Annotated in this window: 17 protein-coding genes and 3 tRNA genes; 12 read left to right on the plus strand and 8 right to left on the minus strand. The window is 71.5% G+C overall.

Features of this window, described 5'->3' with window-relative positions:
- Positions 1–4: 4 nt before the first annotated feature.
- A complete protein-coding gene (locus GCG21_RS05115) occupies positions 5–1,204 on the minus strand; it encodes a chorismate-binding protein (protein ID WP_152818185.1) in 1,200 nt (399 codons plus the stop codon).
- A gap of 110 nt (positions 1,205–1,314) precedes the next feature.
- Here GCG21_RS05115 and GCG21_RS05120 point away from each other — a divergent pair.
- The 5 genes from GCG21_RS05120 (at position 1,315) to GCG21_RS05140 (ending at position 4,383) form a co-directional block, all read left to right on the plus strand.
- Positions 1,315–1,387 (plus strand) — tRNA-Gly (locus GCG21_RS05120).
- A 45-nt stretch (positions 1,388–1,432) separates the two neighbouring features.
- Positions 1,433–1,503: transfer RNA gene (locus GCG21_RS05125), tRNA-Cys, on the plus strand.
- 5 nt (positions 1,504–1,508) lie between these two features.
- Positions 1,509–1,583 (plus strand) — tRNA-Val (locus GCG21_RS05130).
- A 137-nt stretch (positions 1,584–1,720) separates the two neighbouring features.
- Positions 1,721–3,841, plus strand: a complete 2,121-nt coding sequence (locus GCG21_RS05135; protein WP_370517294.1) for a DEAD/DEAH box helicase — start codon at positions 1,721–1,723, stop codon at positions 3,839–3,841.
- Between the two features lie 50 nt (positions 3,842–3,891).
- Positions 3,892–4,383 carry a DUF3817 domain-containing protein gene (locus tag GCG21_RS05140; RefSeq protein ID WP_370517295.1) on the plus strand — a complete coding sequence of 164 codons (492 nt, stop codon included), beginning with the start codon at positions 3,892–3,894 and terminating at the stop codon, positions 4,381–4,383.
- On the opposite strand, the gene GCG21_RS05145 is transcribed toward GCG21_RS05140, so the two are convergent.
- Genes GCG21_RS05145 through GCG21_RS05160 form a run of 4 tightly spaced genes read right to left on the minus strand, consistent with a single transcriptional unit; the run spans position 4,380 to position 8,358 of the window.
- The gene (locus GCG21_RS05145; RefSeq protein WP_152818187.1) at positions 4,380–5,180 is read right to left on the minus strand and encodes an ABC transporter ATP-binding protein; all 801 of its coding nucleotides are present in this window, start codon (positions 5,178–5,180) and stop codon (positions 4,380–4,382) included. The genes GCG21_RS05140 and GCG21_RS05145 overlap by 4 nt on opposite strands.
- Positions 5,177–6,229, minus strand: a complete 1,053-nt coding sequence (locus GCG21_RS05150; protein ID WP_152818188.1) for an iron chelate uptake ABC transporter family permease subunit — start codon at positions 6,227–6,229, stop codon at positions 5,177–5,179. Before GCG21_RS05150 ends, GCG21_RS05145 begins: the two co-directional genes overlap by 4 nt.
- Complete coding sequence (locus tag GCG21_RS05155) at positions 6,226–7,308, minus strand: ABC transporter permease (protein ID WP_152818189.1); 1,083 nt, start codon at positions 7,306–7,308, stop codon at positions 6,226–6,228. The genes GCG21_RS05150 and GCG21_RS05155 overlap by 4 nt, the downstream gene beginning before the upstream one ends.
- A 42-nt stretch (positions 7,309–7,350) precedes the next feature.
- On the minus strand, positions 7,351–8,358 hold the full coding sequence (locus GCG21_RS05160) for a siderophore ABC transporter substrate-binding protein (protein ID WP_370517296.1): 1,008 nt from the start codon (positions 8,356–8,358) through the stop codon (positions 7,351–7,353).
- Positions 8,359–8,435: 77 nt separating this feature from the next.
- Between GCG21_RS05160 and GCG21_RS05165 the strand changes: the two genes are divergently transcribed.
- Positions 8,436–8,879, plus strand: coding sequence for an HIT family protein (locus GCG21_RS05165; RefSeq protein WP_152818190.1), 444 nt, complete (start codon positions 8,436–8,438; stop codon positions 8,877–8,879).
- Between the two features lie 18 nt (positions 8,880–8,897).
- On the opposite strand, the gene zapE is transcribed toward GCG21_RS05165, so the two are convergent.
- Both zapE and GCG21_RS05175 read right to left on the minus strand, forming a co-directional pair.
- Positions 8,898–9,977, minus strand: coding sequence for a cell division protein ZapE (gene zapE / locus GCG21_RS05170; protein WP_370517297.1), 1,080 nt, complete (start codon positions 9,975–9,977; stop codon positions 8,898–8,900).
- Between the two features lie 5 nt (positions 9,978–9,982).
- A complete protein-coding gene (locus GCG21_RS05175; protein WP_152818192.1) occupies positions 9,983–11,218 on the minus strand; it encodes a carboxylate--amine ligase in 1,236 nt (411 codons plus the stop codon).
- Positions 11,219–11,300: 82 nt separating this feature from the next.
- On the opposite strand from GCG21_RS05175, the gene GCG21_RS05180 reads away from it, so the two are divergent.
- The 6 genes from GCG21_RS05180 to GCG21_RS05205 all read left to right on the plus strand — a co-directional run bounded on the left by GCG21_RS05180 (position 11,301) and on the right by GCG21_RS05205 (position 18,325).
- The gene (locus tag GCG21_RS05180) at positions 11,301–11,873 is read left to right on the plus strand and encodes a DUF3000 domain-containing protein (RefSeq protein ID WP_370517298.1); all 573 of its coding nucleotides are present in this window, start codon (positions 11,301–11,303) and stop codon (positions 11,871–11,873) included.
- Between the two features lie 3 nt (positions 11,874–11,876).
- Complete coding sequence (locus GCG21_RS05185) at positions 11,877–13,175, plus strand: HRDC domain-containing protein (RefSeq protein WP_370517299.1); 1,299 nt, start codon at positions 11,877–11,879, stop codon at positions 13,173–13,175.
- A gap of 110 nt (positions 13,176–13,285) precedes the next feature.
- Positions 13,286–14,488, plus strand: coding sequence for a thiolase family protein (locus tag GCG21_RS05190; protein WP_152818193.1), 1,203 nt, complete (start codon positions 13,286–13,288; stop codon positions 14,486–14,488).
- Entirely contained in the window at positions 14,485–16,542 is a 2,058-nt protein-coding gene (locus GCG21_RS05195) for a 3-hydroxyacyl-CoA dehydrogenase NAD-binding domain-containing protein (RefSeq protein ID WP_152818194.1), read from the plus strand. The genes GCG21_RS05190 and GCG21_RS05195 overlap by 4 nt, the downstream gene beginning before the upstream one ends.
- 641 nt (positions 16,543–17,183) lie before the next feature.
- Positions 17,184–17,711 (plus strand): helix-turn-helix domain-containing protein, encoded by a 528-nt coding sequence (locus tag GCG21_RS05200; protein ID WP_152818195.1) that lies wholly within the window; start codon positions 17,184–17,186, stop codon positions 17,709–17,711.
- A gap of 14 nt (positions 17,712–17,725) precedes the next feature.
- Complete coding sequence (locus GCG21_RS05205) at positions 17,726–18,325, plus strand: PIN domain-containing protein (RefSeq protein ID WP_370517300.1); 600 nt, start codon at positions 17,726–17,728, stop codon at positions 18,323–18,325.
- Positions 18,326–18,523: 198 nt separating this feature from the next.
- Here GCG21_RS05205 and GCG21_RS05210 read toward each other — a convergent pair whose 3' ends face one another.
- On the minus strand, positions 18,524–21,382 hold the full coding sequence (locus GCG21_RS05210; protein ID WP_370517301.1) for an aconitate hydratase: 2,859 nt from the start codon (positions 21,380–21,382) through the stop codon (positions 18,524–18,526).
- Positions 21,383–21,562 lie beyond the last annotated feature (180 nt).

Raw genomic sequence — 21,562 nt, forward strand, 5'->3', positions numbered from 1 at the left:
CACCCTAGGCGGTGGGTCGATCCGGCCCGGTCGGGCCGGGCGGGCCGGTCGGGGCGGTCGGGGCGGGCAGGTCGGCTGGGTCGGCTGGGTCGGCTGGGTCGGCTGGGGCGGCGAGGAGGTCCTCGGCCAGCTCCACGAGGCGGCGGGCCTTGAGCTCGGTCTCCGCCCACTCCCCCGCGGGCGTGGATCCCGCGGTGATCCCGGCCCCGGTGCCGAAGTGCAGGAGCCCGTCGCGGTGCCAGAAGATCCTGATGCCGGCGGCGAGGGTCGCCCGGCCGGCGTCGGCGTCGATCCAGCCGAACTGGCCGCAGTAGGGACCGCGCGGCACCGGCTCCACGGACCCGATCCAGTCGAGTGCCGCCGCGCGCGGCACCCCCGCGACCGAGCACGGCGGCTGCGTGGCCGTGAGGATGTCCATCCAGTCCCGCGGTCCGGGCCGGGCCGCCGTCAGTGCGCCGCTCACGCGCGCGACCAGATGGACGAGGCCCGGATGGTGTTCGAGCACGGCGGGTTCGGTGCGGACGCTGCCGGGCCGGCAGAGCAGTGCGAGTTCGGCGGCGAGGGCGCCCGCCACGAGCTCGTTCTCGCGCCCGTCCTTGGGGAGCAGCTCCGCGGCCGTGCGGGCCGTGCCCTTGATGGGCCGGGCCGCGATCCGGCCGGAGTCGACCGCGATCGCCAGCTCGGGCGAGGCACTGACCAGCCACGCCCCCGGATCCGAGGGTCCCGCCGCGCCCGCCGGAATGTCCCAGTACCCCCCGTAGGGAGACGGATGCGCCGCGGCGAGACGGGCGTGCAGAGCCCGGGCCGGGACGGGAACGGGCAGGCGGCGGTGGAGGATCCGCCCCAGGTTCACCTGCTCGAGTCGACCGCGGCGGATCGCCTCGACGGTCGCCGTCACCGCCGCCTCGTATCCCGCCCGGTCGAGCGAGGAGGACCAACGCACGGCCGCGTCGTCCCGCCCGGCCGCCGCCGCGCGCCGATCTGAGGTGATCGTGCTCACAGGCGGGCCCGGGGTGGCGCGGTTGACAGCATCGAAGCGCCAGGCGTGCCACGGGCCGTCGAACTCGGCCAGAACCGCCCACAGGCCGGTGCCGAGCGCCTCGGGCGACTCGCGCAGATCGGCGTATTCCCGCGGGTTCGAGGCGGTGATGCCGTCGAAGTGGACGGCCGGGCGCGGCGGCGGATCGTTCAGTCGGGAGGTCACGGCTTCACGGTAGCGAGCGCGGGGTTCGGGCGGACGGAGCGGGCACCGGTTGGACTCGGGTGCCGATCGTCGGTTAATGTTCTGGTTGTTCGCCCCGAACGGGGTGACATGCGGATGTGGCTCAGTTGGTAGAGCATCACCTTGCCAAGGTGAGGGTCGCGGGTTCGAGTCCCGTCATCCGCTCGGAGGCATGGCCCACACACCGATTTCGGGTCAGAAGTCATCCACGGTGGGTTGGCCGAGAGGCGAGGCAGCGGCCTGCAAAGCCGTATACACGGGTTCGAATCCCGTACCCACCTCGCATGGGCGATTGGCGCAGCGGTAGCGCGCTTCCCTGACACGGAAGAGGTCACTGGTTCGATCCCAGTATCGCCCACCACACTGTCCATCTCGACTCCGGACAGCAGGTTCCCTGGTCAAGGGTGTCGAACGCCCCGTTCTCCGACGGCGGCCGGCCACGGACAGTGGTCGTTTCACGCGCCGATTCCGGCGTTGCTTCCCATCGAGGAGTTCCCGGTGCCGAATCACGGCTCATCCGCCGCACCCCGCACCAGCCCACGGGCAGGCGAGGTCGCCCCGATCATCCCGATCCTCGCGCGCAAGGTGCGCGAGGTCGAGGCCAAGTCGAACCGCGGCAAGGTCGGCCCGACCAACCGCACGCGGTTCCAGGTCATCGCCCTGCTCGTGCGCGACGAGCGGTCCCGCATCCGCGACGACTCCGCTCTGAGCGGCAACACGCGCAGCGAGCTGCTCAAGCGGCTCGACGGCATCGCGACCATCCTCGCGCGGATCGCCGCGCGCGACACCTCGCTCCTGTCCCTCCTCGACTCCCAGACCCAGCCGGGACCCTCGGCGCAGCGGATGCGGAACGAGTGGCTCCTCTCCTCCGGTGCCGAGCTGTCGGAGGAGGAGCTGCAGATCAAGGCCCCGGCGCCGGCCCGCACCCCCGTGGTCTCGGCCTCGCTCGCCCAGAAGCAGGTGGTGCCGGCCGGGGTTCCCAAGCGCCTCAAGGCCCGGCCGTTCGCCCCGCCGGTCTTCCCGTCGGGAACCTCGCCCGCCGTCGGTCACCTGTCGGGCTGGGACCTCCTCGAACCGCTCTACCGCTCCTTCGAGCAGGGGGCCGGTGGCGGGGCGGCGTCGATGCCGCTGCCGCCGTCACCGCGGATCGATCAGTACTCCCCCAAACCACTCGAGCTCATGGCGCACCAGCTGCAGCTGCTCGAGTCCGTCAAGCAGGGCCACCGCAGCTTCCTGCTGGCCGATGAGCCGGGGCTCGGGAAGACCGCGCAGTCGGTCATCGCCGCGTCCGTCGCGCACGCCTACCCGCTCCTGGCCGTCGTGCCGAACGTGGTCAAGATCAACTGGGCCCGCGAGGTCTCCCTCTGGACCCCGCGACGGAAGGTGAGCGTCATCCACGGCGACGGCCGCGACGTCGACGCCTTCGCCGACGTCTTCGTGATCAACTACGAGATCCTCGACCGCCACCTCGGCTGGCTCTCGCGGTTCGGCTTCCGCGGGATGGTCGTCGACGAGGCACACTTCATCAAGAACCTGAGCAGCCAGCGCTCCCAGCACGTGCTCGCGCTCGCGGACCAGATCCGGCGCTCGGCACCCGACGGGGATCCGCTGCTCATGGCGCTCACGGGCACTCCGCTCATCAACGACATCGAGGACTTCCACGCGATCTGGCGATTCCTCGGCTGGGTCGACGCCGAGGGGCCGACCCCCCGGTTGCGGCAGGCCCTCGAGGCGATCGGGCGCACTCCGGCCGACCGCGCCTTCTACCCCGAGGCCCGGACCGCGGTGGTCGATCAGGGCATCGTGCGCCGCGTCAAGACCGAGGTGGCGAAGGACCTGCCGGCCCGCCGGGTCGTGGACCTGCCGGTGGAGCTCGACGACGACCTCGGCCGCTCGATCCGTCAGGCGGAGCGGGAGCTCGGCGCCCGACTCGCGGCGAAGTACCGGGCGCTCACCGCCTCCAGGTCGTCGCGCGAGGGCTGGGACCTGGACATCATGCGCCACGTCGCCGAGGGAGAACTCGAGGCGTCCCGCAGCGCGTCCTCGGGCGAGAACGTCTTCACGATGGTGCGCAGGATCGGGCAGGCCAAGGCCTCCCTCGCGAGCGACTACACCGCGCAGCTGGCACACTCGGTGGGCAAGGTCGTGCTCTTCGCCAAGCACATCGACGTCATGGACACGGCCGAACGGCTCCTGGCCGAGGCGGGGCTGCGCACGGTGTCGATCCGGGGCGAGCAGAGTTCGAGCACGCGGCAGCGGGCGATCGACGCCTTCACGACCGACCCCGGCGTGTCGGTGGCGATCTGCTCGCTCACCGCGGCGGGGGTCGGCCTCAACCTGCACGTGGCCTCGAACGTCGTGCTCGCCGAGCTGAGCTGGACCGCGGCCGAGCAGGCGCAGGCGATCGACCGCGTCCACCGCATCGGCCAGGAGGAGCCGGTCACCGCCTGGCGGATCCTCGCCGCGCACACGGTGGACACGAAGATCGCCGAACTCATCGACGCGAAGAAGGGCCTCGCCGCCCGCGCCCTCGACGGCAGCGACGAGGAGATCGTCTCGACGACGACCGTGCAGGTCGACGCACTCGTGCACCTGCTCATGGAGGCCCTCGAGGGCTGAGGCACCCGCCTGCGGTGCACGTTCTCAGGAAGTTCGAGCAGACTACTCGGGTGACCGTCATCGCCCCGCCCCAGACCCTGTCCCCCCGGCGCCTGTACCGAATCCTCGCAGTGGCCGAAACGATCACCTGGACCCTGCTGATCGCCGGCATGATCCTCAAGTACCTGCTCCACGCGGGCGACTGGCCGGTGCGCGTCTTCGGCCTCACCCACGGCGTCGTGTTCGTGGCGTACGCCCTGACGGCGCTGCTCGTCGGCGTCAACCAGTTCTGGCCGCTGCGCCAGATCGTCGCCGCCGTCGCGACCGCGATCGTGCCCTATGCGACGATCCCCTTCGATCGCTCCCTCGAGCGGCGCGGGCTCCTCACGGGCGGCTGGCGCGTCACGGCCACCGACGACCCCCGCGACCACACGCGCACGAGCGCCGCCCTGCGGTTCTTCCTGCGCCACCCGTTCACGCTCGGTCTGGCCATGGTCGTCGCCGTCGTCGCGATCGTCGGCATCCTGCTCACGCTCGGCCCGCCCACCCAGTGGTTCGGCTAGCTCACGCCGATCGACTCGATCCGCTCGCGGGTGGACTGGCACGTGTAGTACATGCCGATGCGGTTGCCCCCGACGAGCTCGACCGGGATCTCCAGACCGTAGATGAGCCGCATCTGCTCGGTCGTGATGATCTCCTCGGGGGAGCCCTCGGCCACGATCCGGCCGTCCCGCATGGCGATGATCCGGTCGGAGTAGACGCTCGCGAAGTTGATGTCATGGAGCACCATGACCACGGTCTTGCCCAGCTCGTCGCAGGTGCGCCGCAGGATCTGCATCATCCCGGCCGAGTGCACCATGTCGAGGTTGTTGAGCGGCTCGTCGAGGAGCACGTAGTCGGTCTCCTGCGCGAGCACCATCGCCACGAACGCCCGCTGCCGCTGGCCGCCGGAGAGTTCGTCCAGGTAGCGGTTCGCGAGCGGCCCCAGATGCAGGTAGTCGATCGCCCGGCCGATGGCGTCGGCGTCGGTCGTCGTCAGCCGCCCCTTCGAGTGCGGGTAGCGGCCGAACGTCACGAGCTCGCGCACGGTGAGCCGGACCGCGAGGTGATTGTCCTGGCGCAGGATGGCCAGGCGGCGCGCGATCCGGTCGCCGGGCGTCGTCGTCACGTCGAGTCCCTCGACCGTGACCGACCCGGCGCTCATCGGCAGCAGCCGGGCCACCATCGACAGCAGGGTCGACTTCCCCGCCCCGTTCGCGCCGATGACCGAGGTCATCCCGCCCGCCGGGATGGTCGTGGTGACGTCGTCGACCACGGTGGTCGACCCGTACACCTTGCTCACTCCGCGGATCTCGATCATCGGTTCCGTCCTCTCACCAGCAGGGCGATGAACACCAGTCCTCCAACGAATTCGATGATGACGCTGAGCACGGTGCCCAGACCGAGCGCGTGCTGGAGCACGGCCTGGGCGCCGATGAGCATCGTGACCGCCACGAGTGCCGACGCCGGCAGCACGATCGCGTGCCGGCTCGACCGGCAGATCTGGTAGGCCACGTTCGAGACGATGAGCCCGAAGAACAGCACCGGGCCGACGAGCGCGGTGGCGACCGCCACCTGCACGGCGCCGAGGCTCAGCACCCCGAGCACGAGCCCGCGGTAGTTGAGCCCGAGGGCCGTCGAGCGGCTCGGCCCGAGGGCCACCACGTCGAGCCGGCGGCGCAGCAGCCAGATCCCCAGCGAGCTCAGGACGATCCCGGCGGTGGCGTACGGGAGCAGCGAGGCGTCGACGGACGTGAAGCTCGCGAACAGCCGGTCGGTGATGATGAGGCTCTCGTTCGGGTCGATCACCCGCTGCATGAACGTCGAGATGGAGCGGAAGAAGGTGCCGAACACGATCCCCACGAGCACGAGCAGGACGACGTCGCGCCGGCGCCCGCCGAACAGCCACCAGAACAGGGCGAGCGAGAGGCCGAGCATGGCGGCGAGCTCGAGCCCGAACATCGCCGGGCCCGCGAGCCGGTTCACCGCGGTGGCGCCGAGGAAGAAGACCATCCCCGTCTGAATCAACTCGTACAACGAGTCGAAGCCCATGATCTGCGGGGTGAGGATCCTGTTCTCGGTGATGGTCTGGAAGACCACCGTGGACCAGCCGATGGCCACCGAGACGAGCACGAGTCCCAGCAGGGTGCGGCTGCGCAACTCCAATGCGAAGGCCCAGTCGCCGCGGGTGTTGATCGTGAGGAACGCGGCCATCGCGGCCACGGCGAGGGCCGCGAGCAGCACGAGCCTGGCCCGGTCGCCCACGTGCTCCCACCGGCGCGGGCGGCGGGGTCCGATCGAGCGGTCCCGGCGGCGACGCGCGGGGGCCGGGGGCGCGGTCCGCGCCGGACGGATCGACGTCGAGGTCATCGCGCGTCCACCTCCGTGGCCCGGGCCCGCGCGCGGGCGGGACGGCGCGCGCGGACCTCACGCCGGTCGCGCGGCTCGTACAGGAGCAGGTAGAGGAACACGCCGGAGCCGACGAGACCCACGACCACCCCGATGGGCACCTCGTACGGGAAGCGCACGATGCGCCCGAGGATGTCGCATGCGAGCACGAACCCGGCGCCGAGCAGCGCGACCCACGGCAGGCTGCGGCGCAGGTTGTCGCCCACGAAGCGGGAGACGATGTTCGGCACGACGAGGCCGAGGAACGGCAGGCTGCCGACGACGACGATGACCAGCGCCGTCACGACGGCCACGAGCCCGAGTCCGACGTTCATGGCCGTGCGGTAGTTGAGCCCGAGGTTCGTGGTGAACTCCTCCCCCATCCCGGTCACCGTGAACCGGTCGGCCATGACGTAGACGAGGATCCCCGCGATCGCCACGAGCCAGAGCAGCTCGTACCGGTTCTGGATGACGCCCGAGAAGTCGCCGGTGAGCCACGAGGACAGGGTCTGGGTCATCTGCCGCCGGTAGGCGATGAACGTCGTCACGGCGGCGATCACGGCGCCGAGCATCATGCCCACGAGCGGCACCACGATGACCGAGCGCAGCGGGATGGACCGCAGGATGCGCAGGAAGAGCATCGTGCCGGCGAGGGCGAAGACCGCGGCCACGACCATCTTGCCCACGAGCGGCATCCCGGGGGAGATGATCGTGACGACGAGGAGCCCGAAGGCGGCCGACTCGCTCGTACCGGCGGTCGCGGGCTCGACGAACTTGTTCCGCACGAGCATCTGCATGACGAGCCCGACGATCGCGATCGAGGCGCCGGCGAGCACGATCGAGATCGTCCGCGGCAGCCGGGAGACCACGAGGGTCTGGCGCTCGACGTCGGTCAGCGTCCCGGTGAGCACCCGGAGCGGATCGAGGTCGCTCACACCGACGAACAGCGAGACCCCGGCGAGCAGCAGCACGACGGCGACCGCCGCGATCAGCCGGCCGGTGCCGGCGGATCGGGCGGTCGCGCTCCCCGGGGACCCGGGGCTGGAAACAGTCACTCTCATCCTTCGTTACGACGGGCCCGTGCGCTCCGGAGCCGGTCGGGCTCAGGCGAAGGCGTCGCCGATCTGGGCGAACATCTCCCGAGTGTTGTCGACGCCGGCCATGACGATGTACCAGCGCTGGGCGTCGAGGTAGACCACCTGCTCCTTCTCCCACGCGGTCGTGGCGTGGACGAGCTCGTTGTCGAGGATCGCCTCGGCGCTCTCACCGGACTGTCCGATGGCGGCGTCGCGGTCGTTGACGAAGAGCCAGTCGGGGTTCGTGTCGCGGATCATCTCGAAGCTGATCGCCTCGCCGTGCGGGAGTGCCTCGACCTCGTTCACAGCCGCCGGCACGCCGAGCACCGAGTGGATGAGGCCGAAGCGGGAGTCCTCGCCGTACACGGTCACCTCGCCCCCCGAGGTGGACAGGATGAGCCCGGGGCCCGCGCCCTCGGTCGCGGCCCGAACCTGCTCGACCGTCTCGTCGAGGTCGGCGAGCGCATCCGCCGCCAGGTCCTGCTCGCCGAAGATCTCGCCGAGCAGTTCGGTGTGCGCATGGACGTCGTCCATGAACGTCGCGTAGTCGACCGACAGGTCGATCGTGGGCCAGTGCTCGCTCAGCTGCGGGTACGCGGCGGCGGACCGGCCGGCGACGATCACCAGGTCCGGATCGATCGCGTTGATCGCCTCGAGATCCGGTTCGAAGAGCGTTCCGACGTTCTCGTGGTCGGCGCCCGCGTAGTCGGAGAGGAAGTCGGGCAGGTTCTCCTGCGGGACGCCGGCGACGTCGACCCCGAGGGTGTCGAGGGTGTCGAGCGAGGCGTAGTCGAACACGACGACGGTCTCCGGGTCGAGCTCGACCTCCGTCTCGCCCTGGGCGTGCTCGACGGTCATCGTGCCGGCCTCGCCGGCGGCGGTCGGCGCATCGGCCGCGGGCTCGTCGGCTGCGGCGCCGCCGCACGCTCCGAGGGCGAGGGCGCCGGCGGCCCCCACGACGAGTGCTGCGAGTGGACGGGGGGTGCGGCGACGATTCACGGTGTGCTCCAGGGAGACGATCGGGACGGACAGCACTTAGGTATACCTAACGTCGTCATTTACGCGCAAGTCGAGTAGCGTAAATCCGCGGCGGCTTCGGTTAGCCTGGTCACATGACGAGCGTGTTCACCCGCATCATCGGCGGCGAGATCCCCGGCCGGTTCCTGTGGTCCGATCCGAGCTGTGTGGCCTTCCTCACGATCGCCCCGATCGTGCCCGGCCACACCCTCGTGGTCCCCCGGGCGGAGATCGACCACTGGCTCGACGTGCCGGCCGAGCTCGGCGCGCACCTGTTCGCGGTCGCGGCCACGATCGGCCGGGCACAGCGGCAGGTCTACTCCCCCGCCCGGATCGGTCTGCTCATCCAGGGGCTCGAGGTGCCCCACACCCACCTGCACGTGTGGCCCGCCGAGAACCTCGCCGACTTCGACCTCGCGCGCGCCGATCACGATCCCGATCCGGGCGACCTCGACCGCGCGGGTCGGGCCCTGCGCACCGAACTGGAGCGCGCGGGTCACGGCGAACACGTGCCCGCATCCATGGCCCGCGCGGACTGACCCGTCCGGGGCGACCGGTCAAACCGGTCCGAGCGCCTCGTCCCGCCGGCTCAGGGCGTCGAGGCGGGAGATGGCCCGCAGGTACTTCTTCCGGTACCCACCCGCCCGCATCCGCTCGCTCACGAGCTCCCGGGCACCGATCCCGGCGAGGCGCACGGGGATCCCCCGGTCGTAGAGCCGGTCGATGAGCACGACGAGCCGGAGCCCGGCCACGTCGTCGGTGAGGGTGGCCCCGCCGGTGAGCCCCAGGAACGTCACCCCGTCGACGAGCTGACCGTACCTCGATGGGTGGACCCGGCCCAGATGCCCGAGCAGCGTCGAGAAGTCGTCGAGCGCCCCGCCGCGACCGGCGTGGGCCGTCGCCTCGGCCCGGACCTGCCCGTCGGTGGGCACCGGCCGGTCGAAGTCGAGGGTGCGGGCACGGTAGTCGGGGCCGTCGATGCGCATCACCTCGAACCGGCTCGCGAGCGAGGTGATCTCCCGCAGGAAGTCGTCCGCGGCGAAGCGCCCCTCCCCGAGCGCCCCGGGCTGGGTGTTCGACGTGGCCACGAGCGTCACCCCGGCGTCCGAGAGCTCCCGCAGGAGCCGGCTCATGAGCACGGTGTCGCCGGGATCGTCGAGCTCGAACTCGTCGATGCACAGCACGACCGCGCCCGACAGCTCCGCCACCGCAGCGCCGAAGCCCAGCGCCCCCACGAGGTGCGTGTACTCCACGAACGTCCCGTACAGCGCCCGCTCCGGGCCGAGCGCGTGCGCGAGGGCGGCGATCAGGTGGGTCTTGCCCACACCGTAACCGCCGTCGAGGTAGACGCCGGTGCTCGCACGCCCCCGGCCCCGCAGCAGCCGCCGCCGCGGCCGCTCGATCGAATGGGCCAGTGCTCGCATCCGCCGCAGCGCCGCGGTCTGCGAGGGGTGGGAGATGTCGGGTCGATAGCTGTCGAAGCTCGCGTCGTCGAACTGCGGGGGCGGGACCTGCTGGGCGAGCAGCCGGGCCCGGTCCAGCCGGGGCGACCGGTCGGTCAGCGTGAGGAGCGCGGCCTCGTCGCGCCCCTGCCCTCCCGAGCCCACTCCTGCCGGCTCCTGCTCACCCCCGCTCACCCTGGTCAACCGCGCTCACTCGTCCCGGTCGTCCCGGTCGGGTGATACGCCGCGAACTTGCGGAACTGGTTGACCATCGCCCCGGCCACGTAGAGCCACCGCCGGGCGCCGTGTTCGGCCCGGTAGTAGTAGGGATTGGTGACGGCGCCCGCCCGCCGGAGCCTGCGCACGCGCGCGCGCAGGTGCTCGGGGAGGTACCGGCGCAGCAGGGCGAGGGGCACGACCGTGAACAGGTGCTCGGCCGTGCCCTCGACCGGCTCGGCCGGGGCGGGCTCGCCGTCGGCGAACGCGCGCACGTACCAGTCGGCCACGTTGTAGCCGGCGGCGGTCACGGCGTATCCGGAGCGGCCGACCCGCGGATTGAGCTCGAGGAAGTAGTACGTGCCGTCCGGTCCACGCTTGAGGTCGAGGTTGGCGAAGCCGGTCCAGCCGAGGGCGGCGAGCAGCCGCCGCGCGTGCTCGAGGGTCGGGGCGTGGTCCGCGCCGCCCCCGGTGATCTGGGCCACGGAGTTGCCGCGCCCGTTCGGGGTGTGCTCCTCGAGGAGCACCTGCCCGAACAGCAGGAGGTGCCCGCGCCCGTCCGGGCCGTAGCAGGCGTTCACCGCGGCCATGTCGGAGTCGGCGCCGGGCACGTGCTCCTGCACCACGAACTCGCCCCCGTAGCCGGCGGCCGCGACCCGCCCGAAATAGGCCCCGAGCTCGTCCCGGTCGGCGAGGAACTCCACCTTGTTCTTCCCGTCGAGCTCGAGGGCGTGGAACGCCGCGCTCGAGGCGGCCTTGACCACGCAGGGAGCCGGGACGTCGGACGGGATCGGCTCGTCGGCGCGGAGCACGACGGTGCGCGGGTGCGGGATGCCGAGCTCGTCGCACAGCCGCGAGAACGCGGCCTTGTCGGTCGCGCGGGCGAGCAGCTCCGGCCCCGGATAGGGCACGATGACGCCCGCCGCGGCGAGCTCGTCGCGCCGGGCGCCGAGCAGCTCGACGTACCAGTCCGCCGACCCGAGCACGATCGGACGGGTGCCGGGGGCCTCCGCGGCCACGTCGAGGACCGCGCGCACGGCCGCGTCGGGGTGCTCGAGGCCGTCGAGGATCCGCAGGTCGACGATCGCCGAATCGGCGACCGGGCCGGTGCGCACGCCGGTGAGGACGACCGATCGCACGCCGCGCGCCTCGTGGAATGCCCGGGCGGTGGCGTAGGCGCCGAGGTCGCCGCCCAGGATGATCGGCCGGATCGTTGTCATGACTCGTTAGCCTAATGGGATTGTCGCCCCGCCCCGGCGTGGCCTCCGCGGCGGGGCGGGGGTGCACTCGTAGGGTGGGCGGGTGAGCGCTGAACGTCGTGTGCCGGCCGATTTCGAGGCCGCGCTGCTGAGTCTTCGAGGGCATCGGCCACGGCCCGAGTTCCGGCTCGAGGAGGTGCCGCCCCCGACCCGCATCGCCCCGTTCGCGCTCGCACTCACCGGTGAGGTCAATCCGACCGGCGACCCCGACGATCACCTCGGTGGCGGCCGATTCGTCGTGCTCTACGACCCCGACGGGCAGCCGGCGTGGAACGGCGAGTTCCGGGTGATCGTCATGGCCCGGGCGCAGCTCGAGCCCGAGCTCGGGTCCGATCCCCTGCTCGGGGAGGTCGGCTGGACCTGGCTGACCGACGCCCTCGCCGCCGAGGGCGCCCCGTATCACTCGCTCTCCGGCACGGTCACCCGCGCCCTCTCCGAGACCTTCGGCGGCCTCGAATTGCGATCGGGTACCGTCGACATCGAGATCCGGGCGTCCTGGACGCCCGCAGCCCTCGATCTGGCGCCGCACCTGCGCGCCTGGGCGTTGCTCACGTGCCAGGCGGCAGGCCTGCCGCCCGCGCCGTACAACGTCAGCACCCTCTATCGGAATCGGTGATCCGTGCCTTCCAGCACACCCTCCTCCCCCACCCAGTCGGCCGACTCGGCCCCATCGGCAGACTCGGCCCCCGAGGTCGAGACCACCCCGCTGACCGAGCCGGCCGGCGGCGTGCCCGAGGTGACCACGACGGACGCCGCCCTGCGCACGGTCACCGGGGCCCTCGCCGGCGGCACCGGACCGGTCGCCGTCGACGCCGAGCGCGCATCGGGATTCCGCTACGGGCAGCAGGCCTACCTCGTGCAACTGCGCCGGGCCGGTGCAGGCACCGTGCTCATCGACCCGCGCGCCCTGCCCGAGCTCACCGAGGTGACCGACGCCCTCGCCGGGATCGAGTGGGTCTTCCACGCGGCGAGTCAGGACCTGCCGAGCCTGGCCGAGGTGGGACTCCGCCCCGATTCGATCTTCGACACCGAGCTCGCCGCCCGCCTCCTCAACAAGGATCGCGTGGGCCTCGGCCCGCTCGTGGCCGCGGAGCTGCACCTGGCCCTCGCCAAGGAGCATTCCGCCGCAGACTGGTCCACCCGACCGTTGCCGCAGGAGTGGCTGCGCTACGCCGCGCTCGACGTCGAGTTGCTGGTCGAGCTGCGCGACCTGCTCGAGGAGCAGCTCGTGGCCGCGGGAAAGCTCGACTGGGCGCGCCAGGAGTTCGACGCGGTGCGCACCGCGGCGCCGCCGGCCCCGCGGATCGACCCGTGGCGGCGCACGAGCGGCAGCCACAGGATCCGCGATCGGCGCGGCCTGGGGGTCGTGCGCGAGCTCTGGCTGGCGCGTGACGAGGCGGCCCGGGCCGCGGACATCTCTCCGGGCCGGATCCTGCCCGATGCGGCCATCGTCGCCGCGGCCACCTCCGGCCGGGCCGACCTGAACTCGCTGCGCGAGTTCCGCGGCCGGGGCGCCGCCCGGCGGCTGCGGCTGTGGCAGCGCACGCTCGATCACGCGCTCGCGCTGCCGGAGGCGGACCTGCCCTCGCGCCGGCTCGAGGATCCCGATCACCTGCCCAATCCGCGCGGCTGGAAGGAACACCATCCCGACTCCGCCGTGCGCCTCGAGGCCGTCAAGCGCATCGTGCGCTCCACCGCCGCCGATCTCGACCTCCCGCAGGAGAACCTCCTCACCCCGGACTATCAGCGCCGGCTCGCCTGGGCGCCCCCCGCGGAGCCGACCGCGGTCACCGTGCGCGCGCAGCTCGCGCTGCTCGGTGCCCGCCCGTGGCAGCTCGATCAGCTCGCCGAGCCGCTGACGGACGCCGTCACCCGACCCGAACGCGTGCTCGAGGTGGTTCCGGCGCCGAGCACCTGAGGTCTCACCGGGTCGGCCGGGCCCCATTGTGAGGCGCCTCACGTCCGGTAGGCTGGCGAATAGCCAGTACCGCCGGTTTCGCAATCCCCTCGGGGGGAATGGAGGCGCTCATGCTCGGTCGCGACGTCGTACTCGTCGATGCGGTCCGCTCCCCGTTCGGGCGTGCCCGCCCGGACGGCCTCTTCGCCCACCTGCGCGCCGACGACCTGATCGTCGCCGTCGTGCGTGACCTGTTGCGGCGCCACCCGTCGCTGCCGCGGGACGCCCTCGGCGAGGTCGCGATCGCCGCCACCACCCAGGCCGGCGACCAGGCCCCGACCCTGGGTCGCACGGTGGCCCTGCTCAGCGGCCTCGGCTCCGGCATACCCGGCTACGCGATCGACCGGATGTGCGCCGGGGCGATGACGGCCGCGACCTCGACCGCGAGCAGCATCGCGGTCGGCTCGATCGACGCCGCGATCGCCGGCGGCGTCGAGCACATGGGCCACCACCCCCTCGGCTCCGGGATCGAGCCGAATCCCCGCTTCCTGACCGAACGGATCCTCGCGCCCGACGCCCTCGACATGGGCGCGACCGCCGAGAATCTCCACGACACCTACCCGGCGCTCACCCGGGAGCGCGCGGACGCCTACGCCGCGGCGAGCCAGCACCGCTATGCCCGGGCGCTCGCGGAGGGGAACATCCGCGGCGACCTCGTTCCGATCGCCGCACCCGACCCGGAACGCGGCTGGGGCGTGGCCACCGCGGACGAGCCGCCCCGCCCCGGCACGACCGTGGCGGGCATGGCCGATCTTCCCACCCCGTTCCGGGCCGGCGGGCGGGTCACCGCGGCGACCTCCTCCCCGCTGACCGACGGCGCGACCGCCGCGTTGCTCGTCGCCGCCGAACGGGCCGAGGAATGGGGGCTGACCCCGCGGATGCGGCTCGTCTCCTACGCCTACGCCGGCGTTCCGCCCGAGCTCATGGGGCTCGGCCCCGTGCCCGCGGCCACGCGGGCGCTCGCGCTCGCCGGCCTGGGCATCGACGACATCGGCCTCATCGAGATCAACGAGGCGTTCGCCGTCCAGGTGCTCGCGTTCCTCGACGCCTTCGGGCTGGCGGACGACGACCCGCGGGTCAATCCCTACGGCGGTGCCATCGCCGTGGGGCACCCCCTGGCCGCCTCCGGGGTGCGGCTCATGAGCCAGCTCGCCCGGCAGTTCTCCCACCGCCCGGACGTGCGCTACGGGATGACCACGATGTGTGTCGGGCTCGGGCAGGGCGGCGCCGTCGTCTGGGAGAACCCCCACTACGGACAGGAGCGGGCGTCATGACCGAACGAGTGACCCGGGCGCTGCTCCGGGACGTCCCCCTCGAGGGTGTCGGCACCCTGGCCCTCCTCACCCTGGACAACGGGGAGGGGCCGCGGGTGCCGAACACGTTCGGCCCGCTCGGGATCGCCGAGCTCACCGCGGCGCTCGAGCGGGTGCGCGACCGCGCCGAGTCCGGCGAGATCGTCGCCGTGGCGATCACCGGCAAGCCGTTCCATTTCGCCGCGGGCGCGGACCTGCACCAGGCCGCTGCCCTGGCGGGGAGCCGGGAGTCGGCCGCGGCGATCGCCCGCGCCGGGCACGACGCCTACCGGATCCTGCTCGAACTGCCGGTGCCGAGCTTCGCCTACGTCTCCGGGGTGGCACTCGGCGGGGGCCTCGAGCTCGCGCTCTCGTGCCGGTACCGCACCGTGTCGTCCCAGGTGCGCGACATCGGCCTGCCGGAGGTCTCCCTCGGCCTCGTGCCGGGCTGGGGCGGGACCTACCTGCTTCCCCGGCTCGTGGGCATCGAGACCGCGATCGAGGTGATCCTGACCAATCCACTCCGGCAGAACCGCCGGCTCACCGCGGCCCGGGCCACGGACATGGGGATCATGGACCGCTGCCTCGAACCGGCCGACTTCCTCGTCGAGTCGATCCGGTGGACCGCGGCGGTGCTCCGCGGGGAGGAGACCGTGACCCGCACCGACCACACTGAGCCCACCGAGTCCACTGACCCCATCGGGGTGGGCTGGGCGGAGGCCGTGCGCGCCGCGGGCGAGCAGGTGCGCGCCCGCCTGGCGGGTGCCTCCCCGGCCGCGACGCGGGCCGTCGACCTCCTCGCGCTCGCCTCGCGGGGAGATCGTGAGGCCTCCTACGCCGCCGAGGAGGAGGCCCTGACCGATCTGCTCACCTCGCCCGAGTTCGCGGCCTCGATGCACGCGTTCGACCTGACCACGCGCCGGGCCCGCTCCCCGCTCGGTGCCCCGCCGGCGGAGCTCGCCCGGCCCGTGCGCCGGGTCGGGGTCATCGGCGCGGGGCTCATGGCGAGCCAGCTCGCGCTCCTGTTCGCCCGGCGCCTGCAGGTTCCGGTGGTCATGCGCGATCTCGACGCCGACCGCGCCGCCCGGGGAGTGGGCTACGTCGCCGCGGAGGTGCGCGCCCTCGTGGACAAGGGCCGGCTGAGCGAGGCGCAGGGGCGCCGGATCACCTCCCTCGTCTCCGGCACGACGGACCCGGGCGACCTCGCCGGCGCGGACCTCGTGATCGAGGCCGTGTTCGAGGAGCTCGAGGTGAAGAAGGCGGTCTTCGCCGAGATCGAGCCGTTCCTCGATCCGACGGCGGTGCTCGCCACGAACACCTCCGCCCTGTCGGTCTCGGCGATGTCCGGGCAGCTCGCGCATCCCGAACGCGTGGTCGGACTCCACTTCTTCAACCCGGTGGCCCAGATGCCGCTCGTCGAGGTGGTCCGCACCCCGAGTACGGACGACGCCGCCTACGCCACGGCCTTCGCGGTCGCCCGCGGCTGCCGTAAGACCGCGGTGGCGGTCGCGGACAGGCCGGGCTTCGTCGTCAACAGGCTGCTCGTGCGGCTCCTCGGGGAGGTGCTCGGCTCGCTCGAGGAGGGCACGAGCGTCGCGGACGCCGACGCCGCGCTGCGGCCGGTCGGGCTGCCCATGGGGCCGTTCCAGCTGCTCCAGCTCGTCGGGCCGGCGGTGGCGATGCACGTGCTCGAGACGCTCCACGCGGACCTCGGGCCCCGGTTCCCGGCGAGCCCGGGGCTGGCGCGGATGGTCGCCGAGGGAGCACCGTTCGTGCGGTTCGAGGGGCGCCCGAGCGCGACGAGCCCGGTCGATCCCGAGATCGCCCGCTTCTTCGGCTCGCGGGCCGGCACCGGCCAGGCTCCGGCCGAGCTGCTGCGGCGGGTGCGTGACGCCCTGGCCGAGGAGGTCGGTCTCATGCTCGCCGAGGGCGTCGCCGGCGACGGCGACGACATCGACCTGGCGATGATCCTGGGCGCCGGCTGGCCCTTCCACCTCGGCGGGATCATCCCGTACCTGGACCGGACCGCAGCCTGACGGCGCGTCCCGCGCGCCTCCGGCCGTCCGGTACAGCGTGATCGTCAACTCGACTGGGAAGCGTGCGTGGAGTCCGTGCACATCGTCGAAGCGGTCCGCGGTGCGACATACGCGACTCAGGCCTCGACGAGCGCGCGGAATACCTACTGTGACGTGCCGCTATCGGCGGCAGATTGGGCATCGGGCCCGAGCTCGAGGCGTCTCCGATCCCTTGAAGCAACTGGGAGCCGCGCGATTCCGGGCCCCACGATCGCAATCCAACGACCACGACCGCAGTGTCTTGAGGCCGGGAAATCCCCGAGCGCCGGACAGATCCACCCCCTCGCACTCGCGGCTACCGACATGGACTACGCCGTTCGTCACCGGCCGCTCCGCCCAAGTTGAGCCCCATAGAGTGGTGTAGCGCGGTCGCCCAGTGACGGATCACGACCGGGTCGGGGTGATGGGCGAAGCTGTGCTTGAGGGCGTTGTTCCACACCGCGCTGCGAGTCCGGGTCGATCAGACCTGGGCATCGAGCCGGACTTCACATCGAGGTCACACCTCAAGCGCAAGTCTGCCGCTTGTGAGCACGGAGCGTCCGCGCTAGACTACTCGAAGCAGACGCAAGCCCTTTGCGCCTACTGCAGATACGGAGTCAGCGATGCCCGCGAACGAGACCCTCGCCCCGTCGACCCATTCCGCCGGCGACGAGCAGCAGCTCGGCCGCGTCTACGACATGCTCACCGCTGAGGAGGCTCTGAACCCGCGGCCGCGGCACTACCTGGTGGGCGGAGCGGAAGACGACCCTGTCGAGCTCCCGCAGGAGGTCTATGAGGTCCTGCTGCACGTCGTGGACGCGATGCGCAAGGGCCTGTCCGTGACGGTTTCGCCGACTTCGCAGGTGCTGACCACTCAGCAGGCCGCCGATCTCCTGGGCATCAGCCGGCCCACGCTCATCAAGGCCCTCGACGAGGGGCAGCTCCCCTACACGCGCTCGGGCACGCACCGTCGGATCGCCCTGACCGACGTGCTCGATTACCGCGAGAGGCGGCGACGGGTGCAGTACGCCGCCATCGACGCGCTCTCGGCCGACGTCGACGAGACCGGCGACATCGACCAGACCCTGGCCGACCTGCGCCGCGCCCGCAAGGCAGTGGCCGCCGAGCGCCGGGCGTCGAAGGCCGGCTGAAATAGACAGGTGTCGTGTTCGCCGCCGTCCTCGACACCAGCGTGCTCTGGCCCAGCCTGCAGCGCGACTTCCTGCTGTCGCTGGCCACAGAGAGGACCTACTCCCCGAAGTGGAGCACTGCGATCCTCGACGAGCTCGTCTTCCACGAGGCTGAGAAGCTCGTCAAGCGAGGTGCGGCCGTTGACGACGCGGAGCGATCGGCTCAGCGCCTGATCGGCAAGATGTCAAGCGCCTTCGACGACGCCCTGGTCACCGACTGGGAGCCCCTCGAGGGCACCTACGGGCTACCGGACCCCGATGACGAGCACGTGTTGGCGACCGCGGTCATGTGCAGCGCCGAGGTGATCGTCACCGAGAACCTCAAGGACTTCCCCGACTCCAAGCTACCGTCACCGATCCGTGCGATTCCAGCGCGGGACTTCGTCTACGACACCGTCCGCGCGCATCTGACGCAGTCGTGCAGAGCGGTGATCGCGATGTGCGACCGCAGCGGACGGCAGGGCCCGAAGCTCACCGCGACCGACCTCCTGACGACCCTGGACGATCGCTACCAGATGACCGAGACCGTGGAGCTGTTGGCCGCAGCGCCGGGGCTGCGCGAATACCTGGACTGAGATCGCCCCGACCAGAAAGCAGGAGACGGCCCAGGCAGCGATCTTCAGTCCCGCATTGGAGCAGGACGCACAGGTCGGCTTGACCGCGCGGCCGCAGGTCTTCCTCCCGACAACGGGCGCAGGGCCCACCCAGTCAAGCTGGATAGGCCCTGCGTGTGAGACTCCAGACCTGCGAGAGCAGCGTGTGAGCGGCCCGTTCTACGCGGTCTGATCAGCTCGACTACCGGCAAGTTGCCGAAGCACGTACTGCAGGATCCCGCCGTTGCGGTAGTAGTCCGCCTCACCGGGGGTGTCGATCCGCACGACGGCGTCGAACGTGACGTCCGCTCCGCCCTGCTTGGCGGCCGTGACCGAGACGGTCTGCGGGATGCCGCCGTCGTTCAGGGCGGTGATGCCCGAGATCGCGAAGGTCTCGGTGCCGTCGAGGCCGAGCGAGGCGGCAGTCTGACCGGCCGGGTACTCGAGCGGGAGGACGCCCATGCCGATGAGGTTCGAGCGGTGGATCCGCTCGAAGCTCTCGGCGATGACGGCCCGCACCCCGAGGAGCACCGTGCCCTTGGCCGCCCAGTCGCGGGAGGATCCGGAGCCGTACTCCTTGCCGGCGAGCACGACGAGCGGGATGTCGGCATCGGCGTAGGCCTGGGCCGCGTCGTAGATCGACTGCTGCTCACCGGTGAGGAGGTTCTTGGTGAACCCGCCCTCGACGCCGTCGAGCAGCTGGTTGCGCAGCCGGATGTTCGCGAACGTACCCCGGATCATCACCTCGTGGTTCCCGCGCCGGGAGCCGTAGGAGTTGAAGTCGCGGCGGGCGATGCCGTGCTCGCGCAGGTACCGTCCGGCCGGGGAGTCCGAGCTGATGGAGCCGGCGGGCGAGATGTGGTCGGTCGTGACCGAGTCGCCGAGCTTGGCCAGCACCCGGGCGCCGGCGAGGTCGGCGACCGGCTCCGGCGTCATCGTCATGCCCTCGAAGTACGGGGGCTTGCGCACGTAGGTCGATTCCGGATCCCACGCGAAGATGTCGCCCTCGGGGGTCTCGAGCGCGCGCCAGTGCTCGTCGCCGGCGAAGACGTCGGCGTAGTCGGCCGCGAACATGTCGCGGTTGATCGAGCCGGTGATGGTCTCGTGGACCTCCTCGTTCGAGGGCCAGATGTCCGTGAGGAACACGGCCTCGCCCGACTCGTCGTGGCCGAGCGGCTCGGTCGCGAAGTCGAACTCCATCGTGCCCGCCAGCGCGTAGGCGATGACGAGCGGCGGGGAGGCGAGGTAGTTCATCTTGACGTCGGGATTGATGCGGCCCTCGAAGTTCCGGTTGCCCGAGAGCACCGAGACGACGGCGAGGTCGTGGTCGTTGACGACCTTGGAGACCTCCTCCGGCAGTGGCCCGGAGTTGCCGATGCACGTGGTGCAGCCGTAGCCCACCAGGTGGTATCCGAGCTTCTCCAGGTACGGCCACAGGCCGGCCTTCTCGTAGTAGTTCGTGACCACCTGCGAGCCGGGAGCCATCGAGGTCTTGACCCACGGCTTGACGGTCAGGCCCCGCTCGACGGCCTTCTTCGCCAGGAGCCCGGCCGCGAGCATGACCTCCGGGTTCGACGTGTTCGTGCACGAGGTGATCGAGGCGATCGCGACCCGGCCGTGGTCGAGTTCGTAGGTGCTGCCGTCCGCGCCGGTCACCGTGACGAGCTTGGAGGGGCGGCGCGGGGCGTGGGTGGCCGGGGAGGCGACCGGCTCCCCCAACGCCGAGGACTCCTCGTGGGCGTCGTGCGAGGGCGAGTCGGAGGCCGGGAAGGTGTCGGACAGCTCGATGTCGACGGGGCTCTTCTCGATGCTGTGACCGTCGACCACGTAGTTCTGCAGGTCCGCGAGGAACTGCTCCTTCGCGCGGGTGACCTCGATCCGGTCCTGCGGGCGCTTCGGCCCCGCGATCGAGGGCACGACCGTGGACAGGTCGAGCTCGATGTACTCGGAGAACGTCGGCTCGACGTAGTCCGGGTCGCCGGGGGCGAGCCACATGCCCTGTTCCTTGGCGTAGGCCTCGACGAGGGCGACCTGGGCCTCGTCGCGGCTCGTCAGGCGCAGGTAGTCGAGGGTGACGTCGTCGATCGGGAACATCGCGGCCGTCGAGCCGAACTCGGGGCTCATGTTGCCGATCGTGGCGCGGTTGGCCAGCGGCACCTGGGCCACTCCCTCGCCGTAGAACTCGACGAACTTGCCGACCACCCCGTGCTGGCGGAGCATCTCGGTGATCGTGAGCACGACGTCGGTCGCGGTCACCCCGGCCGGGATCTCACCGCCGAGCCGGAATCCGACGACCCGCGGGATGAGCATGGAGACGGGCTGGCCGAGCATCGCCGCCTCGGCCTCGATGCCGCCGACACCCCAGCCGAGCACGCCGAGGCCGTTGACCATCGTCGTGTGGGAGTCGGTGCCCACGCACGTGTCCGGGTAGGCCCGCACCACGGCGTCCGCGCCGCTGCCGTGCTCGCGGGTCATGACGACCCGGGCGAGGTACTCGATGTTCACCTGGTGCACGATGCCGGTGCCCGGGGGAACGACCTTGAAGTCGTGGAACGAGCCCTGGCCCCAGCGCAGGAACTGGTAGCGCTCGTGGTTGCGCTGATACTCGATCTCGACGTTGCGCCGGAAGGCATCGGCCCGCCCGAACACGTCGATCTGCACCGAGTGGTCGATCACCAGTTCGGCGGGGGCGAGCGGGTTGATCGCCGCCGGGTCTCCCCCGAGTTCGGCGACCGCCTCGCGCATCGTGGCCAGGTCGACCACGCAGGGCACGCCGGTGAAGTCCTGCATGATCACGCGGGCGGGCGTGAACTGGATCTCCGTATTCGGCTGCGAGGCCGGATCCCAGTTCGCGAGCGCCTCGATGTGCGCGGCGGTGATGTTCGCCCCGTCCTCGGTGCGCAGGAGGTTCTCGGCGAGGACCTTGAGGCTGTAGGGCAGGCGCTCCAGTCCGGGGACCGCGCTGAGGCGGTAGACCTCGTAGTCGGTCCCTCCGACCTCGAGCGTGCCCTTCGCGGAGAAGGTGTCGACGTTACTCACTTTCACTCCTCAATCCGAGTCTTCCGTTCAGGTCGACCAAGTATCTTGACATCAAGATAGTCTAGCGCAGCCCGCGCACCGCCGTGGCCGCGGCACGCCGCCTCGACCGCGGCGCAGGCCAGCGCGGAGTCCGGTCGACCCCGCCGATTCTACCGATGCGTCCGGCCGAATTCAGTCGCT

Source organism: Pseudactinotalea sp. HY160 (assembly GCF_009372055.1).
In the GTDB taxonomy this organism is placed as follows: Bacteria; Actinomycetota; Actinomycetes; order Actinomycetales; family Beutenbergiaceae; genus HY158.

Coding starts and splice junctions, on each gene's coding strand:
- GCG21_RS05145 (WP_152818187.1), bottom strand. CDS start 5,180: ATGATCGAGATCCGCGGAGTGAGCAAGGTGTACGGGTCGACCACCGTG.
- GCG21_RS05150 (WP_152818188.1), bottom strand. CDS start 6,229: ATGACCTCGACGTCGATCCGTCCGGCGCGGACCGCGCCCCCGGCCCCC.
- GCG21_RS05195 (WP_152818194.1), top strand. CDS start 14,485: ATGACCGAACGAGTGACCCGGGCGCTGCTCCGGGACGTCCCCCTCGAG.
- GCG21_RS05200 (WP_152818195.1), top strand. CDS start 17,184: ATGCCCGCGAACGAGACCCTCGCCCCGTCGACCCATTCCGCCGGCGAC.
- GCG21_RS05175 (WP_152818192.1), bottom strand. CDS start 11,218: ATGACAACGATCCGGCCGATCATCCTGGGCGGCGACCTCGGCGCCTAC.
- GCG21_RS05165 (WP_152818190.1), top strand. CDS start 8,436: ATGACGAGCGTGTTCACCCGCATCATCGGCGGCGAGATCCCCGGCCGG.
- GCG21_RS05155 (WP_152818189.1), bottom strand. CDS start 7,308: ATGAGAGTGACTGTTTCCAGCCCCGGGTCCCCGGGGAGCGCGACCGCC.
- GCG21_RS05190 (WP_152818193.1), top strand. CDS start 13,286: ATGCTCGGTCGCGACGTCGTACTCGTCGATGCGGTCCGCTCCCCGTTC.